We start from the raw sequence: 22,123 nt of genomic DNA, 5'->3' as shown, positions 1-22,123 counted from the left end.
ACAAAAAACAGGACAACACGTGACTGACGCAAACGAAACGCTACCTGCAGCAGATGTAAAGAAGCCAGCCCCTCAAGCTAAAAAGAAGAAAAACCTTTCTTGGCTGCTAATACTGGTCATTGCTCTAATAGCTGCGTTTTCGATCGCTAGCGCAATTTACTTCTGGCAAAACCTGTCGCAACAAAACACACTACTGTCGCACCTAGATTCACAAAATAAGAGCGCACAACAACGAGTTCAATACTTAGAGCAAAGCCTCGAGCGACGTTTGAAAAACCTAGAAGCAGACAAACAACAACAAAGTCAGATACTGACTCAGCTCGATAGGCAAAGTTTATATAACACCGAGAAGCTAACAGAAATGGGTGCCAGCAGTCGTGCTGACTGGCTACTTGCTGAGGCCGAGTATTTATTACATCTCGCCAACCAAAGACTTCTTCTTGAGCGCGACTTAAAAAATGCTGAGGCAGTCATGATATCTGCCGATAAAGTGCTGGCCGAAATCAATGACCCAGGCTTACTCCCAGTTCGTGCAGCACTCAATCAAGAGATTCTTAGCTTACAACAGCTTTCTCACCTCGACCGTGAAGGTATGTTTATGCAACTCTCGGCTATCATTTCTTCTTTAGACGGCTTAAAAGAAAGCGCTTATTTAGACACGAGCAAGCCAGAGCCAGAACAAACACCAAGCCAGCGTTCATCACAAACTTCAGATCTTCCCGCATGGAAGCAAGCATGGCTGGAAGTATGGGGCGAGCTAAAGAAAGCAGTATTGATCCGGCGTTTGGATCACCCTGTCGCGCCTCTTATGGCGCCTGAGCAAAATTATTATCTGAAGCAGAATCTAAGACTGATGCTCGAACAAGCAAACCTTGCCTTACTAGAGCAAAACCAGGCTATTTTTACTCACAGCTTAAAACAAGCAAGCATTTGGCTAGAGAACTACTTTGATACTCAGGACAAACAAACGAAAACTCTGATTTCTAAACTCAAAAGTATGCAAACACTTCAAATAAGCTACGAAACACCCGATATTTCAAAGTCATTACGCTTACTGAAGACAAAAATTGAAGCCATGTATCTTAACCATAGCTTAGGCAAACTTTCCAACCCGACACCTTCAAGCACAGATAACAGTACCAAGCAGGAGCCAACACCATGAAGCGTTTACTCGTGTTGATTATTGTCGGCATGGCTCTAGCGCTTGGTGTTTCAGCGATTGTCAGCCATGACCCCGGATATGTTCGAATATCTTATGGAAACTGGCTAATAGAAAGTAATCTGGTCATCGCCGCACTCGCTATCGCTATTTTGCTTACTTTATTGGTATGGCTACTAGGGCTGAAACGTAAACTGGTGCATTCAAGCAAGTCTGTATCTAAGTGGTTTGGCCGTTCCGCCGAGTCAAGAGCTACGATAAAAACCGAGAAAGGTCTAATTGCACTACTTGAAGGCAACTGGGGCGTAGCGAGCAAGCTATTATCTAAATCTGCTACCAAGTCCCATAAGCCCTTAATTAACTACTTAGCCGCCGCTCACGCTTCCAACGAGTTAGGGCAGGTTAAGGATGCTGAGCTAATGCTGAAGAAAGCCTATGACAGCACCGAGGACTCCGACTTTGCTGTGGGGATCGCTCAAGCACAAATCCAGTACCAACAAGGGCAATATGAACCTTGCTTAGCAACACTATTACGCCTGCATAAACAACAGGCGCATCACCCCTTCGTTCTAAAGCTCTTGAAGTCGGTATACTTAAAATTAGAAGATTGGCACAACCTGATAAAGCTCCTGCCCTCCTTGCAAAAAGATGCCAAACTCGGCACTGATGAAATCAAAGCCGTCGAGTCTCTCGCCTGGAATAATCTTTTTGTACAGAAAACCGACGAGCTAATTAACCGCGCTCAACAAGACGCTGCCGACGATATTCTCGCAGGTTTATGGCAGTGTGTACCAACACCATTACAATTCGACGCGCAGTTGCTTGAAACGTACGCACTACAGCTTATTCGCCTTAACAACGATCACGAGTGCGAAACCTTAATCCGAAAAGCCTTGGAAAAGAAATGGGACGACAGGCTGGTTCGCGTCTATGGAATGGTCGCCGCTCAAAACACTTCCGAGCAACTGATCCACGCCGAACAATGGCTAAAAAGCAGACCCAACAATGCCAGCTTATTGCTAGCACTTGGTAGGCTTTGCCTAAGAAATGGTTTATGGGGGAAAGCTCAAGAATACTTTGAAGCGAGCAACAAACTACACGAAAACAAGGAAAGTCTCGCGGAGCTATGTCGCCTGAATATACGCCTAAATGCGAAAAATAATGCCGACAAAGAAGTATTCGAAGGGCTTATCGAGAATCTTGAGCTGCCAAAATTGCCCCTACCTGAGTCTCGATAGCCACTGAGCTAGACAGTATTTCTGCTTGGCTCTAAAACCATCATGCTTGCGCCACTAATATTTAAGAACGTGGCGCATATTCCAGAACATCGGAGAAGAAGTCTTGTTCTTCTAATCCGGCTTCCAGCAAGGCGTCCATTGCAGAATGAACAAGCTTTGGCGAGCCACTAACAAAAACCTTACTATCCGCTAAATTTGAAAAGTCTGCTAATACCGCATCACTCAATTGATTGTGATGAGCGTTTGCATCTATGTTTTCAATGTCTGCGATAAGCGGGTGGAATTCAAAGTGATCATATTTCGATGCCCACTCCTCAGCCAACTCTGCCAAGTACATATCTTCTTCTTTTCTAACTCCCCAATATAAGGCAAGCGGAAGCGAATAATTCTGCGCCAGGAGATAGTCAATAATAGACTTCATTTGAGCAAAGCCGGTACCAGCAGCCATCAAGATTAGCGGCTTATCAGGCACTTTTGGCAAACAAGCCTTTCCAAACGGTAAAGAGATCGTGACACTGGCTCCACTCTCCAACGCGTCCTTACAGTAGTCCACAATTTCAACCGCTGAGTTCAAGTGCGGATCAGCCTGAATGTGGAGGGTGATTTCTCGCAAGCCAGGCGCTGAAGCGATAGAAAAATAACTACCAGCATCCTTACCCGGCATCTCAAGTGCCAAATACTGCCCGGCATAAAACTCCGGCAGCTTGCCCGCAGGTAACTGCAACTCAACTTTATAAACATGCCCTCTAATCACTTCGACAGCGATTACTCGGCAAACCGTTTTCTTCACAGGCAATTCTCCTGGCCCATAGATATTATCTATTGTAATTTTGCTTGAGTTCACTGGCCAAGTCTGGCACAGCAACAAGTCTTTCTGTAGTGGCCCCTGAACCAGCTCCCTTCGGGGGCCGAATTCAACTTCGCCAGAAACGAGCTTGGCCCGGCATATCTCACAAACCCCGTTGCGGCAACTGACGGGCAACTTCAAGGCATATCTGTCAGCAATTTCATATACTGACTCTCCCGCATCAAAAGCCAATTCGTATGTGCGAAGCTGGCCTTCAACCCGTGACTCTATTTCGAGCACGTTCACTTGGACTGATCACCACCAAAGATGCCCAAGTCGTCCCACCTTTCATCAACTCGAGACTTTATCTCGTCAGTCATGGTAATTGGTTCACCCCATTCCCGGTTTGTTTCACCCGGCCATTTATTGGTTGCATCAAGACCCATCTTGGAGCCTAAGCCCGATACTGGCGAAGCGAAGTCCAAATAGTCTATCGGTGTGTTTTCAACCAAGGTGATATCTCTTGCCGGATCCATACGTGTCGTAATTGCCCAAATCACATCTTCCCACTCTCGTGCGTTAACGTCATCATCCAAGACAATTACGAACTTGGTATACATAAACTGGCGAAGGAAGGACCACACGCCCATCATCACGCGTTTAGCATGCCCTGGGTATTGCTTCTTCATCGTTACAACGGCCAGGCGATATGAGCATCCTTCCGGCGGCAAATAAAAATCGACAATTTCAGGAAACTGCTTTCTTAGAATCGGTACAAAGACTTCATTCAAAGCTAAACCGAGAATCGCAGGCTCATCAGGCGGCCGACCAGTATAAGTACTGTGGTAAATCGCATTTTTTCGATGAGTAATACGCTCGACAGTAAATACCGGAAAGGTATCCACTTCATTGTAATAACCAGTATGATCACCGAAGGGTCCTTCGGGTGCGACTTCATCAGGGTAAATGAAGCCCTCCAATACTATCTCTGCACTCGCTGGCACTGATAGGTCACTCAAGCCCGCTTTAGTCACTTCAGTTTTACTATCACGTAACAAGCCAGCAAAGGCATATTCAGATAAGGTATCGGGCACGGGCGTTACTGCACCGAGTATTGTTGCTGGATCAGCACCTAAAGCCACCGCAACCGGGAAAGGTTTACCTGGGTGTTTTTGCTGCCACTCTCTGAAGTCTAGTGCGCCACCACGGTGAGATAGCCAGCGCATGATCAGCTTATTCTTTGCAATCAACTGCTGGCGATAAATCCCCAGATTCTGGCGAGACTTTTCAGGCCCTTTTGTAATCACCAAAGACCAGGTCACCAAAGGTCCTGCATCGCCTGGCCAGCAAGTCTGGATAGGAAGCTTATACAGATCCACCTGATCTTTTTCGATAAGCACTTCCTGACAGGCAGCCGAGCGGACCTCTTTGGGCCCCATCGCCATCACCTTTTTAAATATCGGTAGCTTTTGCCAGGCATCCTTAAAACCTTTAGGTGGTTCAGGTTCTTTAAGAAATGCCAAAAGTTTGCCCACTTCACGTAGTGCACTGACGTCTTCTTGCCCCATTCCTAAGGCAACGCGCCGCGTTGTACCAAAAAGATTTGCCAACACTGGCATATTGTAACCCTTTGGGTTTTCAAACAGTAAAGCAGGCCCTCCTGCACGTAAAGTACGATCACATATCTCGGTCATTTCCAGATAAGGATCGACTTCCTGAGCAATACGCTTCAACTCACCTTGCGCTTCAAGTTGTTTGATAAAACTTCGGAGGTCATCATATTTCATAACTGACACAACAATCTCAATTCAATTCATAAAAAAACCGGTATAAATACCGGTTTATATTCTAGCCTGACGATGTTTAATTCAGCTCAAAAGTTTTATTTAACAAAGCTTTTGAGCCATCAACAACAGCCTATCGCTTCTTCATCGACAAGAAGAACTCATCATTTGTTTTAGAGTCTTTCAGCTTATCGAGAATAAATTCTAATGCTGCTAAGTCGTCATCCATACTATGCAATAGTTTACGCAGTATCCAAACACGCTGAAGCTCATCTTCACTCATCAACAAGTCTTCTCGACGCGTTCCTGAACGGCGAATATTAATCGCAGGATATACTCGCTTCTCGGCACAACGACGATCAAGGTGTACTTCCATATTACCGGTACCCTTGAACTCTTCGTAAATAACCTCGTCCATTTTAGAGCCGGTATCAACAAGAGCTGTTGCAATAATTGTCAGGCTTCCACCTTCTTCAACATTTCGAGCAGCACCAAAGAAGCGCTTCGGACGTTCAAGTGCGTGTGCATCAACACCACCCGTTAAGACCTTACCCGACGATGGAATAATCGTATTATAGGCACGAGCCAAACGCGTAATAGAGTCAAGGATAATGACGACATCTTTCTTATGCTCAACCAAACGTTTTGCTTTCTCGATAACCATCTCGGCTACCTGAACGTGACGAGCTGGTGGCTCATCGAAGGTACTGGCTACAACCTCACCACGAACCGAACGCTGCATTTCCGTTACTTCTTCTGGACGCTCGTCAATCAACAATACCATGAGGTGACACTCAGGGTTGTTGCGCGCGACAGACTGAGCAATATTCTGCATCATCAAGGTCTTACCCGCTTTCGGCGGAGAAACAACCAAGCCACGCTGTCCTTTACCAATTGGAGCAACCAAATCAAGAATACGCGCTGACAAATCTTCTGTACTACCGTTACCGGCTTCCAGAATAAGACGATCATTTGGAAACAAAGGGGTCAGGTTTTCAAATAAAATCTTATTTTTCGAGTTCTCAGGTTTATCAAAGTTGATCTGACTAACTTTCAAAAGCGCGAAATATCTCTCGCCGTCTTTCGGCGGACGGATTTTCCCGGAAATCGTATCCCCGGTACGCAAATTGAAACGTCTAATTTGGCTAGGTGAAACGTAGATATCATCTGGTCCAGCCAGATATGAGCCTTCTGCTGATCGCAAAAATCCAAAGCCATCCTGAAGAATCTCTAAAACACCATCTCCATATATGTCTTCGCCACTTTTTGCATGGCGCTTCAATATAGAAAAGATAACTGTTTGTTTTCGAGATCGAGCAAGATTATCCAAGCCCATTTCGGCAGCAATTTCGAGTAATTCTGGAACGCTTTTTTTCTTAAGTTCGGTAAGATTCATATTATGTAAAAGTTCAAATAGATACAGCGCGAGGCCGTTAAAGGAAAGTTGTGATGAATTTAATTTTTTTGGCGGAGTGCCACCCCAAATCGGGGATATTGTCAATAAAGATAGCGCAGATTATACGCTATATCCAGAAATATACTATTTTTTTTACAATTATCGCGTTTTCGTACCTATAATTAAATAAACTACTTAAGAAACATATATTTATGAAGCCGACTCTTCAACCCTTCAAATCCCAAGGTTTTACTCTGATCGAACTGGTCATTGTTATCGTATTAATTGGAGCGCTTGCAAGCATCGCGTTACCTAGATTTAGTGACCTATCTGATGAAGCTGAACTAGCGCAGGTTAGGAGCATTGCTGGAAATTTGCAGGCAGGCGTTAAAACTGTCAAAGCAGTCTTCCAGGCAGCAGGCCATACCACTCGCACCCAAAACCTGACAAACTTTGGCAATGGCACGATTGACACCAACAATATCGGCTACCCAATTGGTGTTGATAAAGGCACAGGTAATGAGAATATAGGGCAAGGCAACAACGGCTGCATTGGTGTCTGGCAGGGCGTATTGGAAAACCCGCCCTCAGTTGTTGTTGGCAACAACAATGAAGCCTATCGAGCTTACCGCCACACCGGCAACAGAGTCTGCAGCTACGCTTATCGCCTTAACGGCGACACTGGCAATCGCAATAACAGCTCCTTGGTTATCAAGTACGACTCGCGCGACGGTAGTGTCGTAAGCTGCGGCACTCACGCAGATCTACCCGCTTGCTAACTCTTCCTTAAGCGCTTGATGATCATCAACGATTTATTTCTGTTTTAGCGATACACTGCACACGCTAAACTAATAACCCGTTTTTCATCGTCGATACTGACAGAGCTATTTATGTCGAACACAAATCAAAGCTGCTGCGATTCAGCCGTCAAACACACCCTTAATCCTTTAGATGATATCATTGAGCGCTTAAAAAAATTGGCAAACCCGATATCGGAGACAGAATCAGTTGCACTTATTGATGCACACGAAAGAGTGCTCGCTGAAGACTTAGTCTCTACACTTAATGTACCGCCCACAGATAACAGTGCCGTTGACGGCTACGCACTAAACCTTGATGACTTCTCTGAGGGTAAAGCCTTCTGTATCTCACAACGCATTCCTGCCGGGCACCAACCCGAGACACTTGAACGTGGCACTGCTGCGAGAATATTTACCGGCGCCTCGATACCAGCAGGAGCGAACTGCGTCATTATGCAAGAACAGGCGACAATCAATGAGCACAACAAGGAGGTAACCTTTTCCTCCCAGCCTAACGCTAAGCAAAATATTCGCCCTCGAGGTCAAGATGTTCAACAAGGCCAGGTTATTTTACAAAAGGGCCTAGTCCTTTCCCCTGCCCGCGTTGGCTTAATTGCTTCGATTGGTATTGCTAAGGTCAAAGTGTTTCGAAGACTAAAAGTCGCTATTTTTTCAACTGGAGACGAATTGGTAGAACCGGGCGATAAGCCCTCTTCTTCACAAATATTTAACTCCAACCGCTACCTACTTACCGGCATGCTCAAAAGCCTGAACGCAGATATAGTTGATCTTGGCCTCATCCCAGATCAACTCGAAGCAACGGTTAAAGCTTTAAACTCGGCGAGTGATAAAGCCGACATCATCATTAGCACTGGCGGCGCATCCGTTGGCGAAGAAGACTATGTACAAAGTGCAATCAAGTCATTGGGGAGCATTGATTTCTGGCGCGCAGCCATCAAGCCCGGTAAGCCTTTTATGTATGGACAAATTGGCGAAACACCAGTACTCGGTTTGCCCGGAAATCCAGGCGCAGTATTTGTTACCTTTTCGGTATTGGCTCGCCCTTTCTTACTCCATAAGCAAGGTATTAGCGACACTAAACCTCAAAGTTACTCTCTTGCCCTAGACTTCGATATTAAAAAGTCCGGCCCCAGAAGAGAATTTCTGAGAGTTCAGCGAAGCCAAGGCAATCGTCTGATTCGTCACCCGAACCAAAGCTCTGGTATGCTAAGCTCTGCAAGCTGGGCGGAGGGTTTCGCTGTGATTAAAGAACACACTCAACCAAAAGCAGGGGATTCTGTCGAGTTTATACCTTTCCCTAGCATTTTTTCTTTGCCGGTATAGCAAGCATTATTAAGTTACGAGACGACCTTATGAATATCCTTTTTTTTGCCAGCTTGCGAGAGCAGCTCGACTGCGATAGCGAACAATGGACCGAGATCGACGGCATCCAGACGACTGGCGATATCAAATCCAAGCTTCAGTCACGGGGCGAACCCTGGTTAAGCGCGCTTGCTAACGAACGGATCATTATTTCAGTCAATCAGGATATCGCCGATGCAAGTACTGCTGTTAAAGTAGGAGATGAAGTAGCATTTTATCCCCCGGTAACAGGCGGTTAGTATGAAAATATCTGTCAGCGTTCAGCAAGAAGATTTCTCAATAGAAAATGAGTACCAGACTCTACGGAACAACCACGCCCTAGCAACTGGCGCGATCTGCACGTTTTCAGGCTTGGTTCGGGAATTCGGAGATCGCCCTAATGTAAATGGCATGTTCCTGGAGCACTACCCTGGCATGACAGAGCAGTGCTTACAGAAAATCATTCAACAAGCAGCTGAACGTTGGCAGATACTTGAAGCGAGAGTCATTCACCGCGTTGGCCCTTTGCACTTGAGCGAACAAATTGTCTTCGTTGGCGTAAGCTCTGCACATAGAGCAGATGCTTTTGCGGCCTGTGAGTTTATTATGGACTACTTAAAGTCCGACGCGCCTTTCTGGAAAAAGGAAATCACCAAAGACGGTGCTGAATGGGTTGAAGCAAAAGAGAGCGACCTAGATAGAAAAAAACGCTGGTAAAATGTCTGACTTAAGCCACAATAATTTCGCCCTGGAACGACTCGACCCGCCTCGCTTTCCTCTCGCCAAGCAATTCTATAAACAAGCGAACTACCATTCCCACGTCGGTAAAGAAGACGAGGTTTACATCCTTAGAAATAACAACTCAAACAATAAAATCGTTGCGGCTGTTCGCCTGGTCAAGAGCGATCAATATCTGATTCTACGCAGCATGGTCGTGGTTCCATCCGAGCAGCGGCAAGGCATAGGAAGCAGGCTACTTACCGAACTAAAACCACACCTGACAAATCGCGAGTGCTGGTGCTTTCCTTTTGAGTGGCTTAAAGACTTTTATGCTCAAATTGGCTTTCAGCTTCAGAATATAGAACAGGCTCCTCCTTATATCGCTGAATCTCTTCGTCGCTATCTTCGACAAGGACGAAAACTCACCCTAATGAAGCACCCGCTTGCTTGATTTTCCCCAGATATCCTCCATAGTGTATCTTACAACGGTGTCTAAATCGGCTTCATGCCATGACCCAGTCTGTACAGAATAAGGAGCAAGTGACGTGCATTCCGTAAAAATAAAAGATTATATGAGCCCAAATGTTTTATCCTTCAAACCTGAAGACAGCGTTATTACGGCTTTAAGAACTCTGGTAAAAAAAGGCCGTTCGGGCGCACCGGTAATAGATAATGAAGGGAAGCTGGTTGGTATTCTTTCAGAATTGGATTGTTTGAAAGAAGCTCTAAATGACGGCTACTACCAATCAGTAGGTGATCGAGTCGCCGATCACATGACGACCGAGCTAGACATGGTTGAACAAGAAGATGATATCATTGTCTGCGCAGAGTTCTTCACTTCTGGCCGACGACGACTACCGGTTATGGACGGCGGCAAGCTTGTTGGCATTATTACTCGTCAAGACTTTGCTCGCGCACTGATCAACCGTATTGACCATCCTCACCACGGTGACAACTAGATCATGAACTACTAGACTGAGCCAGCCCTTCAGGGTTTGGCTCAGGCTGTATTAAACTAATCATTTCCCATCCAACTGAAGGCTTTGCATCTGTTCTGCCTAAAGGCACAACCTGCTTATCTGGACGAATCGCAAACAATAGCGTCAGCCGATTACCATGGAGCTGTAAATAGTCCTCATAGGTAAACTCTTCAGAGAGCTGCGTCGTTCTAATTGTCGCGCCTTTACTTACCAAGCTCGCTAACTTTGCAAAGGTCGCTCCCTCGTCAAACTGATTTCGTGTTCGCACATATTTTTCAGACGATTGATGACTAGCGCGCACATCCTGATCACCTTCAGGCAAACCAAGAACACTCCCAACACCCATTAAGTCCAGATAATGATAGGTCGATAAAGTATTCAACTGTTTATAGGGCGAGATAGCCAACATATGACCAACCCCGGTTAAATCCAGGTTATTTTCAGCATGCTCTGAAACGGGGTTACCATAATAGACTGGCAGATTGTCCATTCGCGCTGCCCTGACATTTTCCCAACTGGTATCTGTCAGAATAACGGTGACACCTTTGCCGATCATAGCCTTTGCCAAATTTCTCGCCACGGCGTTCGCACCAATAAATAGAAAGCCATTATCATCCGGCTCTTTAACCTTTAACAAGCCCGCCAAAGGGCTTGAGGTAATACTTTGGATAATGACAGTAACAACGATAACCAAAAACACCATCGGAACTAAGGCACCCGCATCGGCATGCCCTGCTTGCTCCAGTTTAAAAGCAAATAACGCTGACACCGCCGCAGCGACAATGCCTCTTGGCGCAACCCAGCCTAAAAAGGTTTTCTCCTGCCAGCTCAAGTCTGTTTTGACCGCGGCTAACCAAACCGAAAGAGGCCTGGCCACCAGCATTAGTATGAGAATTACCCACAGAGCATTCCAGCCCAAAGCAGTAGCCATACTCAGATCCATTCTTGCCGCAAGCAATATAAATAGTGCCGAGATCAGAAGAACACTGAGCGACTCTTTGAATTCGAGAATATCTTCAACCGGCACACCTTTCATGTTCGCCAGCCAGATCCCCATAATGGTCACTGTCAAAAGACCCGACTCGTGAACCAAAAAGTTAGAAAATGCGAAGATACCCAACATAAACGTCAGTGTTCCGGCATTTTGCAAGAACTGGGGTAACCAATGACTTCTTAATGCTCTCCCCAAGTAATAACCTGAAGAGCAGCCTAAGACCACCCCCAACACCAAGGTCGAACCAAAAGTCTGCAAGACATGCTCAAAGGCCAGGCTTTTGCTCATACCGCTGGATACAATAAATTCAAATACCAAAACAGCCAGTAGCGCTCCTATCGGATCGACTACGATTCCTTCCCACTTAAGAATATTGGTAATTCGGGCATTGGGTCGAACCGATCGTAATAACGGCATGATCACCGTAGGCCCACTAACCACCACAATTGCACCAAATAAGGTTGCGACCGGCCAAGACAGGTCAACTAGATAACGGCTGGCAATGGTTCCGATAGACCAAGTAACAACTACACCAGACATTAGAAGGTTGCGAACCATCTTGCCGTGTTCACGTAGCTCCTGAAATTTAAGAGTAAGGCTACCCTCAAACAGAATCACGGCAACGGCCAGCGATACAATCGGGAATAGCATTTCACCAAACAAGGCATCCGGCTCCAGAATACCTAAACCAGGCCCGATAAGAATTCCTGCAAGTAAGAGAAATAAAATTGCCGGCAAACGTAAACGCCAGGCAATCCATTGACAAATAAGGGAAATAACACCAATACTCGCCAGTAAAATAAGCTGCAGCTCAACCATAGAAACGGATTCTTTTCTTTGAAATCGGCCCACCCGCAACATACATCTATGGGGAAGCACTTTAACTCGTTACAACACCCTTTTAAGGGACGTCTTACAATTAAAGATCATTCTGCCAGGATTGCGAGTTTCTTTAGAATTTGAGATACCGCCATAAAGGCGAATGTTGCCGTTATGTGAGTTGCCGCACCAAAGCCCGAGGCACAATCCAGTTTTACCGGACCGCCTTCGGCTGGCTTTTCGTGACATACTGCGCCATCACTGTGTGCGTAAACTAATTGCTCAGTCGAATATACACAGTCAATCCGATATTTGCGTTTGGGGTTTCGGGAAAAGCCATGCATGCGACGAAGATTATTGCGTATCTTGGCAAGCAATGGGTCCTGGATAGTACGATTTAAGTCAGCAATTTGAATCTGACTCGGATCAACTTGGCCACCGGCGCCTCCCGAGCAGATCAACTTAATCTTATGTCGCGAACAATGAGCAATAATGGCAGTCTTTGCTTTGACACTATCGGTCGCATCAAAGACATAGTCAAAGCCTTTGTGCAGCAAAGTTTCTACATTTGCAGGCGTAATAAAGGTGTGGTTTGCATGTACTTTGATCTGCGGATTAATCTGCTGCATTCGAGCAGCCATAGCCTCCACCTTCATCGCCCCAACCGTGTCTTGCAATGCATGGATTTGCCTGTTGATATTCGAAACGCAAATATCATCCAGATCAAATAGGGTAACTTCACCAATACCCGATCGAGCTAAGGCTTCGGCGGCCCAGGAACCGACACCGCCAATACCAATCACGGCAATATGACTATGCTGAAAACGCTCTAGCGTTGGCAAACCATACAGGCGAGCAATACCGCCAAAGCGAAAGGCAATATCGTCATTCATAGAGCCATCAGCCTTATATCAGGAATCAGAAGCTTATAGCTCGCTAGACTTCAGCGCAGCATTTGATTTCAATACATCACTGTATGCTTGAGACTTAGCATGCTCCGACACGCGATCAAATATTGTCTCACCGCTTAGAGATAAAGCATTAATATTCCTGCCAGATTCAGCAAACATTGCAATAAAACGCTGAAAGAAATCAGGAGTCATATGTTGGTAGGCTTGAATTAGTACGTGATAATCCGGATCGCTACCATCCAAAGGCTTTAAAGATAAAAACCCCTGAATTCGCTCATCACTCCACTGCTCATCTTCGACTTTCGGTTGACTTGGTCCACTCACGCTACGACACCTTCTAAATATTTGTTACAGACTAAAAGGCCGCCATTATAGCGAGCTAGTGCCTTCCAAGAAAGATACATTTTAGAAGTCCCAGTCAGACTCCTCACAAACCGGGTCAAACACGCTTATTTCGACCCGTCGATTCTTGGCCCGGTTCTCTGCGGTGTCATTAGGTGCCAAAGGATTTGTTTCTGCTCTGCCCGCTGCACTAACGCGGTTAGCATCTACTTTATTATTAAAAATAAGTTGATGGACGACACTCACAGCCCGTGCTGCAGACAAATCCCAATTTGAACGATAGCGCGCCGAGTTAACCGGCAAATTATCGGTATAACCCGAGACCGTTATTTCACCCTCGCAAGTAGCAAGTACTTCTTCTATTTTTTCAAGAATCGGGAACATTGCATCTTTTAGCTCTTCACTCCCTGATGGAAAAGTAGTCGCCTCAGAGAAACGCACAACCACTTTGTTGGAGTCATAACTTACAGATAAAGCATTAGAAAGGATTTCAGATTCCAGACTATCAACCAAACTCTCTGTGAGCTTATCGATACTCGGGTCTATTTGTGCCGCCTCGCTCTCTTTCTCTTCAGGCTCTTCCAACATCTCTATATCGGAGTCGCCAAAGTCTTCGAACTCTTTCTCCAATTCAGACTGCTCGTCTGTCGTCGCGGGTGGTGGGGGAATAGCGGGCGCTTCAGCAAAAATAATTGCGCCTCCCGCCTTATTTTCACCGGTCAAAGCCTCGATGCCAAATGATGAAGCCATAGCTATCGCCATCACTTCATATTTCTGAAGATCCATCTTGGAAAAGCTGAGTAGCAGAATAAAAAAAGTCAGCAGCAAAGACATTAAGTCCGCAAAGGTGACAATCCAGCCGGACGAACCACTTGCCTTAGGTTTTGGCCTAGGAATCGCCCTCATCGTACTTACCCTTCTGCCTTAACAATTTCACGCTGGGCAGGCGGTAAATAGCTAACCAGGACTTCGGTAATAACGCGAGGGTTCTGACCTTTCAGAATATTTTGAACACTGGTAATAACCAATGACATATTACGATGCTCATCCATTGCTTTTAGGTTTAATTTATCAGCCAAGGGAATCGCCACCACTTGCGCGATAAAGGCACCGTAGAAGGTGGTCAACAATGCCACCGCCATCGCTGGGCCAACTGAACTGGGGTCCGCCATATTATTCAACATCTGAACCAGGCCGACCAAGGTGCCCAACATACCTAGCCCTGGCGCTGTTTCTGCCACACCACGAAAGACCTTTTCGGCAGTATCATATCGCTCAATAGACTGTTCTAGCTCTTGAATCAATAGCTCTTCGATAAACTCGGAAGGGTGGCCATCTATACACAAGGCTATCCCCTTTGCCAAAAACTCATCTTCAATTTCAGCATTTTCTAAGCCAAGAATCCCTTCTTTTCGAACAATACCCGAAAGTTCCCGAACCTTCTCAATCAACATAACCGGGTTTTCAGTACGTTCAAGAAAAACAGTTGAAAAGGCAAGTTTGAAAGAAGTGGCCACTGACGTCAGGCGATATTTAACCAGGGTTATGGCTATCGTACCCACGACAACAATAACGAGCCCCGGCACGTTAACGAAATCCATAATGCTGGATTCAATTAAAATCGCGCCAATGACGATGACAAAGCCAAAAATCAGACCTATGAGGGTCGCTAAATCCATAAAATCAAAACCTATGTGCCAAGATTTGGCCGCATTGTTGACAATTCATTGTAGTCACGCTGAATAAGCAATATTCAGGCCGTTTTATTCTTATTACCTATCGGCCACTTGCAAGCCTTACTTTATAGCAAGCGCTCAGCTTTCTTCCCTAATCCTAGCCATGACCTCAGAGGTTTCGGGCAAAATGCCTCGCCAAACACGAAAAGCTTCTGCCGCCTGCCCGACCAACATCCCGAGACCATCAATTGTCTGGGATGCCCCTGCCTCTTCAGCCCACCGATTAAAGACAGTCTGCTCTGAGCCGTACATCATGTCGTAGGCAACCGTCGCAGCACCGATAATCGATTTCGAAATTGGTGGCAAGGAACCCGATAAACTGGCCGAGGTACCATTAATCACCAAGTCAAAAGCTTCGTTCAAGGCTTCAAAGCTCGAACTTTCAATACTCCCCTGATCTTGAAACAAGTCTACCAAAGCATCCGCTTTACTAACGGTTCTATTGGCCACCACAACCTTGCTTGGCTTTTCTTCAAGTATAGGCTGCAATACGCCTCTTACAGCACCACCTGCCCCTAAAATCAGTATTTTTTTTCCACTTAGGCTAATTCCATGCCCCTGAATGTCGGACACTAAACCCAAACCATCTGTATTGTCACCGCAAAGCAAGCCTTGCTCATCAAGGTACAAAGTATTTACAGCACCAGCCTTTTCAGCACCAAGGCTACGCTTGTCACACATGTCCCAAGCTTGCTCTTTGAAAGGCACGGTAACGTTAAGGCCTTTTCCTTCTGTCTGAGCAAAAAAGCCTTTGACCACTGATGTAAAATCATCGACTGGCGCTTCAATTTTATCGTAAGTAAGTGCCTGCTTCGTCTGCGTAGCAAACATGCTATGAATCAATGGAGACTTACTATGAGAAACGGGGTTCCCAACAACGGCATATTTATCTGACATGTATTTTTCCTTACTCCCTGAAGACTATCAGATCCAGTCCTGATGCGGCAAAAAGCGCTCGGTCAGTTCAGCTTCTCTTGAACCTGCTTTAGTCTGATAGTTGTAATCCCAACTGACCAGCGGAGGCATCGACATAAGTATCGACTCAGTGCGCCCTCCAGACTGGAGGCCAAATAGCGTACCGCGATCAAATACTAGATTAAACTCAACATAACGGCCACGACGATGCAATTGGAACTGTCGCTCCCTTTCGCCATACTCGCTATCTTTGCGCCGTTCGATGATCGGGCGATACGCCTTCACATAGGAATTGCCCACGGCCTGCATAAATTCGAAGCTCTTTTCGAAGCCCCATTCATTCAAGTCATCAAAGAATAAGCCGCCAACTCCGCGCGCTTCGTCCCGATGTTTCAGGTAAAAGTACTCATCGCACCACTTTTTATACTTAGGGTAAACCTCTTCACCAAAAGGCGCACAAGCTTCCGCTGCAACTTGATGCCATTGCTGGCAATCTTCTACAAAACCATAGTAAGGCGTTAAATCATAACCACCACCGAACCACCAAATGGGTTCAGCACCGTCCTTTTCCGCAATAAAGAAGCGAACATTGGCATGAGAGGTCGGTACATAGGGGTTATGAGGGTGCATAACCAAAGACACACCCATCGCCTGAAAGCGACGACCTGCCAACTCAGGTCTGGCACTAGTTGCCGAAGGCGGCAATGAGTCCCCGTAAACATGAGAGAAGTTAACACCCCCTTTCTCGAAAACAGCCCCATCTTTAATCACTCGAGTTCGACCACCGCCACCTTGAGGGCGCTCCCAGGCATCCTCTACAAAGCGCGCCTGACCATCACTTTGCTCCAGCCCTTCACAAATACTATCTTGCAAACCGAGCAAATAAGCTTTGACCTGTTCTAACATGCACTCACTCCTAATATTTATTCTGTATGCGCTGAGTTTATCCAACGCTAGACCCGTAGCGACTCTCCGCTTACCAGGTCTCTAATTTCTGAAGGTTTATCGAAGCCGCCAAGGCGGCCAGGCAGAAGATAATCAACTCTCCCCCTAAAGTAGTCTCGTGCTTCACGTAGGTTCATTGCCGGATGCTTGCCAGAAGGATTAGCCGAAGTAGACACCAGAGGTGCTCCGACTCGTCGACTAAGCTCAACAATTAAAGGGTGCGTACTAAGACGCAAGGCAACGCTTGAAAACCGCCCCTTGATATATGAAGGCACTCTGTTGGCTTCATCTGGCACCAACCAAGTAGTCGGCCTCGTAACCGGCGCTAGAAACTTACGCTGAAGTGCCTCGGGCAAATCCTTAAGTAAAACGTCAAAATAACAAGCCTCTCCTGAAACCAAGATCAAGCCTTTTTCAACGGGTCTGGTTTTCAAGTCCAGGATCTTATAAACGGCTTGCTTGTTGTCTGGATGACAAGCCAAGCCCCAAACCGCCTCGGTCGGATGTGCAATCACTCCACCACCCTTGAGAATATTAGCAGCAAACTGAACCTGCCATTCAGATAAACGACTTAGCGACACCCAAACCTCTCTTCCTATCGACGCTATTTACACTTCAAAAAGCACTTTAGACAAGTGACCATAATTATTGGGCTGAGTTTACTGATTTCACACGCTGATAGCCACCTGGCACATTAGAAATTAAACCTTTTAGCTCCAAGCTCACCAGGTTTTGCAATAGCACGCCAGCTTCCAGTTGGCTCTCGCTAGCTAGAACGTCAAAGGAGGTACACTGAAAATCAATCAGAGGTAATAGCTTTCCTTCATCGGGCAAAAGTTCATGTGACAACTGAGTTTCAGCTGCATGACCCTCAGCCTTGCCCACTATAGCGCTTGTACTGCGCCCAATCGGACTCTCACGCTTTGAGTTATTGGCGGAAGACGCTACCGTCATACAAGAGTCCCGACAAGGAAAAGCTAGAATATCCTCGACACATGTCACCAGCTGCGCTCCCTGTTTAATCAGATCGTTGCATCCGGCAGCCACTTCACTATCAATAGGCCCTGGAATGACATATACCTCCCGATTCTGTTCTATCGCATAATTCGCAGTGATTAATGATCCGCTTTTCAGGCCAGCTTCAACAATCAATGAACCCTGAGAAAGCCCCGAAATCAAACGATTTCGTCGCGGAAAATTTGCAGGCACAGGCAGAGACCCTAAAGCCATTTCCGACACCAGCACTCCTCGATCCATAATTTGCTCTGCTAGTTTTTGATTTTGCCTTGGGTAAACAAGATCTAAGCCCGTCCCCAAAACCGCACAGGTAATGCCACTTGCTTCCAAGGCTCCTCGATGGGCCAAAGTATCAACCCCCAAAGCCAAACCACTAACGACATTCTGGCCCTGAAGGCTCAACTCATAGGCAAAAGAATAGGCATGCTGTTTCCCGGCCATACTTGGTTTTCTGCTACCCACAACGGCTAAGGCAGGCAACAATAAAGACTCCAGACAGCCTTTCAGATAGATCATAGGCGGCGGACAAAATACTTCCTTTAATAAAGACGGATAGCCTGCATCCTCAATACTTAATATATGCTGTCGCGCAGGTTCCGACCACTCCATCAACGTCTCGGTCGAACGTGGAAGCGCCTGGGATAATGCAGCTTCATTAATGTTGACCAGGGCTCGTGCCATCACTGGTTTAAGACCGCTTGAGCATAAAGCCTCGTAGTCAGCTTTCGTAAGCGCGTCAACGCTCCCAAAGTGAGAATAAAGGTGATAAAAAGTCTTCAGGCCCAAGCCTTTGACTGCAGAAAGTTGTGCGATGTATTCGCAACTTGAAGAAATAGCCATACGATCATCCTTAATCGATTTATTAGCAGAATGCCCTATTCCGGGCCTAGGTATACTTTGCCAAGCAATCGCCCAACAAAAAAGGCAGCTTAATCCTTAAGCTGCCTTCAGTTTACTTTAATCTTTACAGCCTCGCTAATTCAAGGCTCAGGTTCAAATCAAGGCGTACGAACCTCGTCCATCACAGCAAGTGGGCGTGTTGCTTTCAAAACCAAGCCGTAGCTCAATTTCTCAAAGACTCTAAACACCATTAACAAACCTGCACGCTGTGAAGGTAACTCAATCTTTTCTTTGGTGTAAGGATCACGAACCAAGCCGCCTCTCTTGTATACTGCGAGTACATTACCTTCCTTAATACCATCACGCTCGCCGCGGTTGATAACAACAACATTATACTGACCAATATTACCAACACCTGAAGCCACAGAAATCATCTTGCCTCGAATATCATGCTCTGGCTTACTTGGCACAAAATTAGAGTTAATCATTCTATCTTCAGTCGGCAACAAGCGGTCACCTTGGCGCAATTCTTCACTGCTACGAAGAATATTCAGCGTCACAACTTCTTTGTTTACTTGATCAACATCTGCAGTGGCAATCGCTTTCGCTTCAAGCCCCAATAATTCATTCGTTTCGGGGTCAATATAAGTCTCGCTAGAACGATATACGGCTACTTTCTCAGCACCCTTAACGTCACCTCGAGCGAAGACCGTATCACCAGTCCCGGTGATCAGGTGATTCTCACGACCGATAAGCACGTAAGGCGCCATTTCCATCTCTTCTTTTTCAACAATTCGGTTCTGAGACAAGAAACTGGCTATTGCATCAAGTGGAATCGTCGGAATCGCAGCAGAAATTGGCGTTGCCTTAATTTGAGGACTGAGCTTAACCACGCCATTTTGAGGGCCTGCCTTCAAGGTAGTAAGTCGCGGTTGGCCATTAATATATATCAGACCAATAATATCACCAGGATAGATAAGGTGAGGATTCGAGACCTGAGGGTTCGCATGCCAGATTTCTGGCCATAGCCAAGGCGACTTCAAAAAGCGCTCTGAGATATCCCACAAGGTATCACCCTTTACGACAACGTAACGATCCGGGTGGTTGTCAGCCAATTCAGGGGATGCCAAGACGGATTGAACCAGCGCCAGGCTTGTCAATATTACGGAGATGAGTAACTTTCGGATCATGTGCTGCCTACATAATAAATTTATGTCTAAGATATAAGTGTGCGAAAAAAAGGCACGGTATCTAGAAAACTATAGATCAAGATTTAACAATTTGTACTAATTTCCTTTTCTATAAGATAATAGTAGCAGTGATATCGTGACACGCACCACAATTTAATACTAGTACAGCGCTAATAAACCAGCCATAACAGGATCCACATGTCGATTTTAGAAATTTTAGAATATCCAGACCCTCGCCTTCGTACTCTGGCCAAACCGGTCGAAGAGTTTGATGACAATCTGCAAACCCTTATCGATGACATGTTTGAGACCATGTATGATGCTCCCGGCATTGGTCTGGCAGCAACACAGATAGATCGCCACCTCCAATTAATAGTGATGGACCTGTCAGAAGATAAGAGCGAACCACTGGTATTTATTAACCCTAAAGTCACTGTTTTAGAGGGTGAGCTAGAAAAAATGCAAGAAGGCTGCCTGTCCGTTCCTGGCTTTTATGAAGATATTAGCCGAATCGAACATGTGCTGATCGAAGCGCTAGACCGACAAGGCAAAGAGTTTAGCCTAGAAGCAGAGGGGCTACTAGCCGTTTGCATCCAACACGAAATGGATCACTTAAACGGTAAACTCTTTGTTGACTATTTAAGCGGTTTAAAACGTAATCGTATCAAAAAGAAACTAGAGAAGATTCATCGCAGTCAGGAACGCGCTTAAAACGCCTTTTATCATATCTGTGCGATTTTTATTTACCCAATTTAAAAAAGTGATTTCAGTTTGAAGATTATCTTTGCCGGTACACCGGAGTTTGCAGCCAAAAGCCTCCAAGCCATTATTGACCAAAACCATGAGGTCATCGCCGTCTACACTCAGCCAGACCGTCCGGCAGGGCGTGGCAAGAAGCTCGTAAAAAGCGAGGTAAAACAGGTAGCTGAAGCGCATGGCATTCCAGTATTCCAACCTGAAAAGCTGACAAACCCCGAGGCCCAGACGGAACTAGCAGCGCTCAAGGCAGACCTAATGATTGTAGCGGCTTATGGCCTGCTCCTACCTAAAGCAGTGTTGGACATGCCCACTTTCGGCTGTATCAATATCCACGCGTCTTTACTTCCACGCTGGCGTGGCGCTGCGCCGATTCAGCGTGCAATTCAGGAGGGTGACCGTGAAACGGGCATTACCATCATGCAAATGGACGTAGGCTTAGATACCGGCGACATGCTACTCAAACTCAAAACCGATATCACTGACCAGGATACTGGCGGTAGCCTTCATGACCGGCTCGCTGAACAAGGAGCCAGCGCGATTTTGCAATATCTCGAACAGCGTGAAACATTAGCGGCTGAACCTCAAGATAACGAACTGGCGAATTACGCACATAAACTGAGTAAACAAGAAGCTTGCATTAACTGGCAAGATAGCGCCCAACAGATCTGTCGCAATATCCGAGCGTTCAACCCTTGGCCGGTATCGTTTCTGGAGTTTCTTGATGCAAAAGGGAAAGTTCAGCGTGTCCGTATCTTTGAAGCATCAGAAGTCGAAACAAACGATGACCGAGTAGCCGGTACTATTCTGGAAAAAACCAAAAACGGCATCATTATCCAGTGTGGCCAAGGCGCTATCAGCATTCAGCAACTCCAACTTCCGGGGGCAAAAGCCATGGACGTTCAATCTTTCGTGAACGGCGGTAAAGCGCTATTAAATGCGGGAGAGCAGCTGAATGTCAATCATGACAACTAGGTCTGGCGGACGCAGTCGTCGCCAATCACGAGCTAGACGCTCCAAGCAAAATATCCGACTTCCTAAGCTACCTGCAATAGAAAGCTTAAGCAGCGTCAGAGCGCTTGCCAGCCATCTTTTACACAGTGTCGCTTATGAACAAAAGTCACTGACTGCACTCATGCCCATCGCTGCTGAACAGGTGGCAGATAAAGACGGCGCCCTTCTTCAGGAAATTGTCTATGGAGCCTGTCGCTGGTACGAGTATTTGGCAAATAACCATAATCAGTTTTTGGAAACACCGCTCCAGCACGAAGATAAACTGGTTGAAAGCATTCTAAAAGTAGGGGCTTACCAACTCCTATTCATGCGCACACCCGCCCACGCTGCAATTAATGAAACTGTGCAAGCCGCTGCCGAGCTGGGAATAGAGCACTTTAAGCCTTTGATCAATGCAGTGCTTCGAAAAATATCCGCC

Annotated in this window: 24 protein-coding genes; 11 read left to right on the top strand and 13 right to left on the bottom strand. The window is 46.2% G+C overall.

Features of this window, described 5'->3' with window-relative positions; genetic code table 11:
* Positions 1 to 19: 19 nt before the first annotated feature.
* Together A3729_RS22505 and A3729_RS22500 are read left to right on the top strand one after the other, a co-directional pair.
* Positions 20 to 1,162, top strand: coding sequence for a uroporphyrinogen-III C-methyltransferase (locus A3729_RS22505; protein WP_068750210.1), 1,143 nt, complete (start codon positions 20 to 22; stop codon positions 1,160 to 1,162).
* On the top strand, positions 1,159 to 2,397 hold the full coding sequence (locus A3729_RS22500) for a heme biosynthesis protein HemY (protein ID WP_068554147.1): 1,239 nt from the start codon (positions 1,159 to 1,161) through the stop codon (positions 2,395 to 2,397). The genes A3729_RS22505 and A3729_RS22500 overlap by 4 nt, the downstream gene beginning before the upstream one ends.
* A gap of 61 nt (positions 2,398 to 2,458) precedes the next feature.
* Here the strand turns inward: A3729_RS22500 and A3729_RS22495 are convergent, their stop codons facing one another.
* From A3729_RS22495 to rho, 3 genes are all read right to left on the bottom strand, one after another.
* Complete coding sequence (locus A3729_RS22495) at positions 2,459 to 3,490, bottom strand: 2Fe-2S iron-sulfur cluster-binding protein (RefSeq protein ID WP_082865348.1); 1,032 nt, start codon at positions 3,488 to 3,490, stop codon at positions 2,459 to 2,461.
* Positions 3,487 to 4,971, bottom strand: coding sequence for a 4-hydroxy-3-polyprenylbenzoate decarboxylase (ubiD, locus tag A3729_RS22490; RefSeq protein WP_068512779.1), 1,485 nt, complete (start codon positions 4,969 to 4,971; stop codon positions 3,487 to 3,489). The genes A3729_RS22495 and ubiD overlap by 4 nt, the downstream gene beginning before the upstream one ends.
* Positions 4,972 to 5,101: 130 nt before the next feature.
* Positions 5,102 to 6,364 (bottom strand): transcription termination factor Rho, encoded by a 1,263-nt coding sequence (rho, locus tag A3729_RS22485; RefSeq protein ID WP_068512781.1) that lies wholly within the window; start codon positions 6,362 to 6,364, stop codon positions 5,102 to 5,104.
* Between the two features lie 212 nt (positions 6,365 to 6,576).
* Here rho and A3729_RS22480 point away from each other — a divergent pair, with 212 nt between their 5' ends.
* From A3729_RS22480 to A3729_RS22455, 6 genes are all read left to right on the top strand, one after another.
* Positions 6,577 to 7,143 carry a type II secretion system protein gene (locus tag A3729_RS22480; protein ID WP_068512784.1) on the top strand — a complete coding sequence of 189 codons (567 nt, stop codon included), beginning with the start codon at positions 6,577 to 6,579 and terminating at the stop codon, positions 7,141 to 7,143.
* A gap of 111 nt (positions 7,144 to 7,254) precedes the next feature.
* Positions 7,255 to 8,508, top strand: coding sequence for a gephyrin-like molybdotransferase Glp (glp, locus tag A3729_RS22475; RefSeq protein ID WP_068512791.1), 1,254 nt, complete (start codon positions 7,255 to 7,257; stop codon positions 8,506 to 8,508).
* Positions 8,509 to 8,537: 29 nt separating this feature from the next.
* Entirely contained in the window at positions 8,538 to 8,786 is a 249-nt protein-coding gene (locus A3729_RS22470; RefSeq protein WP_068512793.1) for a MoaD/ThiS family protein, read from the top strand.
* 1 nt (position 8,787) lies between these two features.
* A complete protein-coding gene (gene moaE, locus A3729_RS22465) occupies positions 8,788 to 9,243 on the top strand; it encodes a molybdopterin synthase catalytic subunit MoaE (RefSeq protein ID WP_068512795.1) in 456 nt (151 codons plus the stop codon).
* A 1-nt stretch (position 9,244) separates the two neighbouring features.
* Complete coding sequence (locus A3729_RS22460; protein WP_068512804.1) at positions 9,245 to 9,697, top strand: GNAT family N-acetyltransferase; 453 nt, start codon at positions 9,245 to 9,247, stop codon at positions 9,695 to 9,697.
* A 94-nt stretch (positions 9,698 to 9,791) separates the two neighbouring features.
* On the top strand, positions 9,792 to 10,205 hold the full coding sequence (locus tag A3729_RS22455) for a CBS domain-containing protein (protein WP_082870359.1): 414 nt from the start codon (positions 9,792 to 9,794) through the stop codon (positions 10,203 to 10,205).
* Position 10,206: 1 nt separating this feature from the next.
* Here A3729_RS22455 and A3729_RS22450 read toward each other — a convergent pair whose 3' ends face one another.
* The 10 genes from A3729_RS22450 to A3729_RS22405 all read right to left on the bottom strand — a co-directional run bounded on the left by A3729_RS22450 (position 10,207) and on the right by A3729_RS22405 (position 19,935).
* Positions 10,207 to 12,039: a sodium:proton antiporter gene (locus tag A3729_RS22450; RefSeq protein ID WP_068512807.1), complete on the bottom strand. Its 1,833-nt coding sequence runs from the start codon at positions 12,037 to 12,039 to the stop codon at positions 10,207 to 10,209.
* A 107-nt stretch (positions 12,040 to 12,146) separates the two neighbouring features.
* Positions 12,147 to 12,932 carry a tRNA cyclic N6-threonylcarbamoyladenosine(37) synthase TcdA gene (gene tcdA / locus A3729_RS22445; protein ID WP_068512811.1) on the bottom strand — a complete coding sequence of 262 codons (786 nt, stop codon included), beginning with the start codon at positions 12,930 to 12,932 and terminating at the stop codon, positions 12,147 to 12,149.
* Positions 12,933 to 12,965: 33 nt separating this feature from the next.
* Positions 12,966 to 13,274, bottom strand: a complete 309-nt coding sequence (locus tag A3729_RS22440; RefSeq protein ID WP_068510133.1) for a PA4642 family protein — start codon at positions 13,272 to 13,274, stop codon at positions 12,966 to 12,968.
* A gap of 81 nt (positions 13,275 to 13,355) precedes the next feature.
* Positions 13,356 to 14,198 (bottom strand): OmpA family protein, encoded by an 843-nt coding sequence (locus tag A3729_RS22435; protein ID WP_068512812.1) that lies wholly within the window; start codon positions 14,196 to 14,198, stop codon positions 13,356 to 13,358.
* A 5-nt stretch (positions 14,199 to 14,203) separates the two neighbouring features.
* Entirely contained in the window at positions 14,204 to 14,971 is a 768-nt protein-coding gene (locus tag A3729_RS22430; protein ID WP_068553652.1) for a MotA/TolQ/ExbB proton channel family protein, read from the bottom strand.
* 135 nt (positions 14,972 to 15,106) lie between these two features.
* Complete coding sequence (gene aroE, locus A3729_RS22425; RefSeq protein ID WP_068512817.1) at positions 15,107 to 15,925, bottom strand: shikimate dehydrogenase; 819 nt, start codon at positions 15,923 to 15,925, stop codon at positions 15,107 to 15,109.
* A gap of 27 nt (positions 15,926 to 15,952) precedes the next feature.
* Positions 15,953 to 16,849: an oxygen-dependent coproporphyrinogen oxidase gene (gene hemF / locus A3729_RS22420; RefSeq protein ID WP_068512821.1), complete on the bottom strand. Its 897-nt coding sequence runs from the start codon at positions 16,847 to 16,849 to the stop codon at positions 15,953 to 15,955.
* A gap of 47 nt (positions 16,850 to 16,896) precedes the next feature.
* Positions 16,897 to 17,469 (bottom strand): L-threonylcarbamoyladenylate synthase, encoded by a 573-nt coding sequence (locus tag A3729_RS22415; RefSeq protein ID WP_068512824.1) that lies wholly within the window; start codon positions 17,467 to 17,469, stop codon positions 16,897 to 16,899.
* 64 nt (positions 17,470 to 17,533) lie between these two features.
* Positions 17,534 to 18,745 carry a DNA-processing protein DprA gene (gene dprA, locus A3729_RS22410; RefSeq protein ID WP_068512827.1) on the bottom strand — a complete coding sequence of 404 codons (1,212 nt, stop codon included), beginning with the start codon at positions 18,743 to 18,745 and terminating at the stop codon, positions 17,534 to 17,536.
* Between the two features lie 158 nt (positions 18,746 to 18,903).
* Positions 18,904 to 19,935 (bottom strand): LysM peptidoglycan-binding domain-containing protein, encoded by a 1,032-nt coding sequence (locus A3729_RS22405; protein WP_231872321.1) that lies wholly within the window; start codon positions 19,933 to 19,935, stop codon positions 18,904 to 18,906.
* A 198-nt stretch (positions 19,936 to 20,133) separates the two neighbouring features.
* Between A3729_RS22405 and def the strand changes: the two genes are divergently transcribed.
* From def to A3729_RS22390, 3 genes are all read left to right on the top strand, one after another.
* On the top strand, positions 20,134 to 20,646 hold the full coding sequence (def, locus tag A3729_RS22400; RefSeq protein ID WP_068508982.1) for a peptide deformylase: 513 nt from the start codon (positions 20,134 to 20,136) through the stop codon (positions 20,644 to 20,646).
* Positions 20,647 to 20,706: 60 nt separating this feature from the next.
* The gene (gene fmt, locus A3729_RS22395) at positions 20,707 to 21,666 is read left to right on the top strand and encodes a methionyl-tRNA formyltransferase (protein ID WP_068512830.1); all 960 of its coding nucleotides are present in this window, start codon (positions 20,707 to 20,709) and stop codon (positions 21,664 to 21,666) included.
* Positions 21,647 to 22,123, top strand: a 477-nt coding sequence (locus A3729_RS22390; protein WP_304439744.1) for a transcription antitermination factor NusB, incomplete at its 3' end; no start/stop codon positions are given. The genes fmt and A3729_RS22390, both read left to right, overlap by 20 nt.

The sequence above is a fragment of the Oleiphilus sp. HI0043 genome, from assembly GCF_001634935.1.
Note: the sequence above shows the minus strand (reverse complement) of the source record. Positions and strands in the feature narration are given on the sequence as shown.